Source organism: Methylobacterium sp. A52T, assembly GCF_053346095.1.
Genome location: NZ_JBKFBI010000231.1, coordinates 1 through 5172, shown reverse-complemented (window position 1 = coordinate 5172; position 5172 = coordinate 1). Strand labels below are relative to the sequence as shown.

The 5172-nt window shown below is 66.4% G+C and carries 6 protein-coding genes and 1 pseudogene; 4 read left to right on the top strand and 3 right to left on the bottom strand.

The genetic code is table 11. From position 1 onward, the window contains the following. Window positions 1-109, top strand: a pseudogene (locus tag ACLBYE_RS29460) (IS630 family transposase); the annotation flags it as partial. A 28-nt stretch (window positions 110-137) separates the two neighbouring features. On the opposite strand, the gene ACLBYE_RS29455 reads toward ACLBYE_RS29460, so the two are convergent. Further along, window positions 138-809, bottom strand: a complete 672-nt coding sequence (locus ACLBYE_RS29455; RefSeq protein ID WP_447696868.1) for a class II aldolase/adducin family protein — start codon at window positions 807-809, stop codon at window positions 138-140. Window positions 810-922: 113 nt separating this feature from the next. Beyond that, entirely contained in the window at window positions 923-2200 is a 1278-nt protein-coding gene (gene oxlT / locus ACLBYE_RS29450) for an oxalate/formate MFS antiporter (protein ID WP_020092013.1), read from the bottom strand. A 478-nt stretch (window positions 2201-2678) separates the two neighbouring features. On the opposite strand from oxlT, the gene ACLBYE_RS29445 reads away from it, so the two are divergent. Further along, complete coding sequence (locus ACLBYE_RS29445) at window positions 2679-3371, top strand: GntR family transcriptional regulator (RefSeq protein WP_020092012.1); 693 nt, start codon at window positions 2679-2681, stop codon at window positions 3369-3371. Window positions 3372-3522: 151 nt separating this feature from the next. Here ACLBYE_RS29445 and ACLBYE_RS29440 read toward each other — a convergent pair whose 3' ends face one another. Beyond that, a complete protein-coding gene (locus ACLBYE_RS29440) occupies window positions 3523-3714 on the bottom strand; it encodes a hypothetical protein (protein ID WP_447696867.1) in 192 nt (63 codons plus the stop codon). A 53-nt stretch (window positions 3715-3767) separates the two neighbouring features. Between ACLBYE_RS29440 and ACLBYE_RS29435 the strand changes: the two genes are divergently transcribed. Together ACLBYE_RS29435 and ACLBYE_RS29430 are read left to right on the top strand one after the other, a co-directional pair. After that, on the top strand, window positions 3768-3914 hold the full coding sequence (locus tag ACLBYE_RS29435) for a hypothetical protein (protein WP_020092011.1): 147 nt from the start codon (window positions 3768-3770) through the stop codon (window positions 3912-3914). Window positions 3915-4023: 109 nt separating this feature from the next. After that, window positions 4024-5097, top strand: coding sequence for an HD-GYP domain-containing protein (locus ACLBYE_RS29430; protein WP_447696866.1), 1074 nt, complete (start codon window positions 4024-4026; stop codon window positions 5095-5097). The last annotated feature ends 75 nt before the right edge of the window (window positions 5098-5172 follow it).

Below are 5172 nucleotides of genomic sequence, written 5' to 3'. Positions count from 1 at the left end.
GATCAGCGACCTCTGGGACACGATCCGACGAGCCTTCAGACGCTTCACGCCAGCCGAATGCCGCCGCTATCTCGCCGCCGGAGGCTACGACGCATATGATCCAATATGATCGGATACCGCTCTAGGTCAGCCGCGGCTCAGGTCGTCTCCGGCGCGGTCGACCGCGCCGCATTCAGGCCGTAGCCGCGGAAGCGCTCGACCGTCGTGCCGATCTCGTCGTCGGACAGGATGATCGGCGTCCCGATCTGCCGCGCGACGGCGTATTGCTGACAGAGTGTCTCCAGCTCGACGGCGAGCCACAGGGCCTTCTCGAGGCTCGCCCCGGCCGCGATCATGCCGTGGTTGGCGAGGAGGCAGGCGTTGCGGTCGACGAGCGCCGCGAGGGCGAGGTCGGAGAGTTCCTCGGTGCCGTAGGGCGCGTAGGGCGCGCAGCGTACAGTCGGGCCGCCGAAGGCCGCGATCATGTAGTGTACCGCCGGGATGGCCTCTCCGCAGATCGCGAAGGCGGTGCAATAGACCGGATGCGCGTGGACCACCGCGTGGAATTCCGGACGTGACGCGAGGATGTCCCGGTGGAAGCGCCATTCCGATGACGGCTTCCGATCCGGCGCGTGGGTCCCGTCGAGATCCATCCGGACCACGTCGTCCGGTCCGATCCGGTCGGTGGGCACGCCTGACGGGGTGATCAGGAGCCCGTCGCCGAAGCGCACCGAGACGTTGCCCGATGTGCCGCGGTTCAGCCCCTGGGCGTCGAGTGCCCGCGCCGCCGCCACGACGCCCTCGCGCGCGATCCGCTCGTCCCTGTCCATGCCCGATCTCCGGAAAGCCCGGTTCCCGGTATGCAGGAAGCCCGGCGCCGTAAAGACGGCGCCGGGCTCGTTCGCTTCGGTTCGGCGCTGCGGCGCCGGACGATCGGGGCCTGCTACTGCGCCAGCACCGGTGCGAGGCCCGCCTCGGGCTTCTTGGTGTAGGCGGCGCGCATCGGCTTGAGGACGAACAGCGCCAGCAGGGCCGCGAGAATGTTGAGGGCCGCGGCCGCGAGGAACACCGTGTGCCAGCTTCCGGTCATGGTCGTGAGCACGCTGGTGTAGGGGACGATCAGCGCCGCGGTGCCCTTGGCCGTGTAGAGCAGCCCGGCATTGGTCGCCGCGTACTTCGAGCCGAACGTGTCGCCGCAGGTCGCCGGGAACAGCGAGTAGATCTCGCCCCACGCGAAGAACACGAGACCGGTCAGCAGCACGAAGGCGATCGGATTCTGACCGAACTGGCTCAGCGCGTAGATGCCCAGGCCCTCGATCGCGAAGGACAGGAACATCGTGTTCTCACGGCCGATATGGTCGGAGACCCAGCCGAAGAACGGGCGCGTCACGCCGTTGAGAACCCGGTCGAGTGTGGCCGCGAAGGTCAGAGCCGGCAGCGTGATCCCCAGGAGCGAGACCGGGACGTCGGCGATCTTGAAGTCCTTGGCGATCGGGCCGAGCTGCGCGGTGGCCATCAGGCCGCCGGCGGCCATCATGACGAACATCGCGTACATGACCCAGAAGATCGGGGTGCGGACCATCTCGGAGGGCTTGTAGTCCCGCTTCGACTGGCTGACCCGGGCGACTTCCGGAACCTGGCCCTTGGCCGGCGCGCGCAGGAACAGGGCGATCAGCATGACGATCACGCCCTGCCCGATCCCGAAGTAGAAGAAGGCCGCCTCGTAGCCCTGGGACTTGATCATCGCCTGGATCGGCACGACCGTGAGTGCCGAACCCGCGCCGAAGCCCATGGCGGTGATGCCGGCGGCCAGGCCGCGGCGGTCGGGGAACCACTTCAGCGAGTTGCCGACGCAGGTTCCGTAGACCGCGCCTGCACCGGTGCCGCCGATCGCGGCCGCGATGTAGAGCACGGTGAGCGAATCCGCGTAGGAATTGATCACCCACGCGACGGCGCAGAGCAGGCCACCGAACAGCGTGACGATGCGCGGACCGTACTTGTCCACGAACCAGCCCTCGATCGGGACCAGCCACGTCTCGGTGACGACGAACAGCGTGAACGCCACTTGGATCGCCGCGCGATCCCAGCCGTGCCGCTCCTGCATCGGGCTCACGAAGAAAGTCCAGCCGTACTGCATGTTGGCAATCATGCACATGCAGACGACGCCGAAGGCGAGTTGCAGCCAGCGGCCGCGCCCAACCGGTTTGACGATCTCGGACATACCGTTCCCTCTTGGCAGTATTCTTGTCGGCGTTCGCGCTCGAGCCGGGCTTATGCCCTGCCACGGCGCAGCTTGTCAGAACAACGTGATCGGAATTCTTCGAAAAATTCTTGGCCCGCAGGCAAATAATCTCTGCAGTACAGCAGCATCCGGCGGCGGGTCGGCATTGATGTCCGATGGTCGACGGTATGCCAGCAAGATCGTGCTGATTTAATCCCGGAGTGTCAATCAAACCTGCAAAAAAACACAGGACCGCTGTCGCGGATTAAATCGTCTCCCCGAACGTGCACCGCTAGGCGTTGGGTGACGGTTGCGCCGCGGCCTATTTTTCAGGTGCCGAGCGCCGGCAAAGGTCACAGGTCTGTGGGACCGCTCTGCGATCGACTAGGATCTTGCAAAGGTTTGGGTTAGGTCGTTTGAGAGCGCACGACAGAGAATGCGTGCGAGACATCATGCGTGTGAGCTGACTGGACGAGGGATGTCGAATTCCGAACCGCTGAGCGTGAAGCCCATCGTCGCCAGCTCCAGTCTCCGGACATTGGCCTACGAGGCGCTCAAGACGGCCATCACCAACATGGACATCTACGGGCGTCCGGACGAGGTGCGGCTCGACGAGCGCAAGCTGTCGCAGGATCTCGGTGTCAGCCGCACCCCGGTGCGAGAGGCCCTGACAGTTCTGGAGCAGGAAGGCTTCGTCCGCTCCGAGGCCCGGCGCGGCGTCTTCGTGATCAAGAAGAACAAGCGCGAGATCGTCAGCATGATCCACGCCTGGACGGCGCTGGAGAGCATGGCGGCACGGCTCGCCTGCGCGCGCGCCACCGACGGCCAACTCCGCTCGCTGCGCGAGTCGTTTCCGGAATTCTTCGAGGGCCAGCCGTCCGAGCACATGGACGAGTATTCGGATGCGAACATCCGATTCCACCAGCGGATCATCGCGCTGGGCCACTGCGAGGCGATCGCCGATCTGACCAGCAACCTGCTGATGCACGTGCGCGGCATCCGCAGCACCGCCCTCCGGCAGGGCGATCGGGCGGAGCGCTCCATCCGGGAGCACGTCGCGATCATCTCGGCGCTGGAAGCCCGTGATGCCGATCTGGCCGAGAGACTCGTGCGCGAGCACGGACTGGGCCTCGCGCAGCACGTCGACACCTACGGCGATTACCTGGATTGAGCGGCCGTTCAGTCCTCGCCTGACGGATCGTCCGGCGCGGACGACACCTCGTGCCTGTGCGGCATGATGATGGGCCAAGGGCGCGAGAGACGGTCGGGAAACCCTCGATTGCCGCGCCGGCCATGACGCGAATTTGGCACGTGCGCGGACATCAATCGCGCGCAAGCGTTGATGCACTGCGGAACATATTCGGCGCGTCCAGCACTTCGCCAAGTCGGTCAGGTTTGCATTTTTGTGCATGACTCAGCGAGAATGCAGGCTTCTCAGGCTCGATCTGCGCGCCCCATGCATGTGCGGCATAATCGATATTCGTAATCTGGCATACCAAGTTGCGCAGCAGCATGGCACGCATTGCATCGCAATATGAAGCGGTTTCAGACCGCGCCGGAGAGTCCGATGATCGCCAGCTTCCTCGCCATCTTTGTCGCCTTCGCCGCCTGCCAGGCGCTGCTCACTGTCAAGTTCGCAGACTTCCTCTCCGCAGACCGTGCCCGGAACACTGTCGAGCCGACCGCCGACGTCGCGAACGCCAAGCTCGCCTGAAGTCAGCGCTGGATCCGCGATACCAGAGAGTGCTTAGGGGTAACGCTTTCCTCAAATTTTACGCGTAGGGTGAACCGATCGTTGACCGTGCGGGCGAGGAGCTACCGCGTTGGCCCTCGGCGCAGCCTCGCTTTTCTCGGACGGCCCCTACGTCCTCCTCGTATCGGACCGCCCGTCCGAACGATCGGCCCTTGAGCGCGCCATCGCGCTCGTGATGAACTGTTGGGCGATCCCGCCCGGCGCGCCGCTACCGTCAGGCCGCCCACACCTCGTCATCCTCGACCTGCCGCCGGCCCAGGCTGCCAAGCTGCAGTCGACCCTCCCCGATCACGGACCGCCGGTCCCGCGCCTCGTCCTCGTGCGCGGCGAACCCATGCCGGCCACCCGCTTTCTGCGTCAGCTGCCGGCCGCCTCGCCCCGGCAGCTCGTTCTGGCGAACGTCTTCGCCATGATCGAGGAGGCGACGCGGTCCGCAGAGCTGCGGCAGCGCCGGCTCCTGGAGCGCGTCTCGGGCGCGACCGCCGTCGTCGCCGAGATCTTCGACAGCGCCGCCCTCGGGGCGCGGCTGCAGCGCGCCGACGCGGATCGCGGGACCGAGCTGATTCTGGCGGCGATCTCCGAGGTCGGAATCTCCGAGTGGCTCGCCGAGGTCTGGCGCCACGAGATCGGCGTCTATCAGCACACGCTCGGCGTTGCGGGCCATGCCGCCACGTTCGGCTCGCAGATCGGGCTCGGTCAGACTGATCTCGCACTTCTGGTGCGCTCGGCGCTCCTGCACGACATCGGCAAGGCGCGCATTCCCGTGGAGATCCTCAACAAGCCGGGGCCGCTCAACCCCGAGGAATTGCGGCTGATGCAGCGCCACCCCGACATCGGCGCCGATCTGCTCCGGGGGCACGGCGATTTCGAGGACGCGGTGATCGACGTGGTCCGCCACCACCACGAGCGTCTGGACGGGAAAGGATATCCCGATCGGCTGTCCGGTCCGGCGATCTCCGACCTCGTGCGGATCGTGACGATCTGCGACGTGTTCTCCGCGCTGACCGAGCGGCGGACCTATCGGCAGCCCGCTTCGCCCGCCGAGGCGCTGTCGATCATGACCGACAGCGCCGGGCATCTGGACCCCGATCTCCTGCGGGCCTTCGCGCCCTCCATGCTCCAGGGCAGCGCCCTGGCCGCCTGAATTCGCGGTCTGATCCGCGGCAGGATCCCGCGGCCCCGCGGGGGGCGGGGCGGGGGCCGGCCGCGGGGGGGCTGC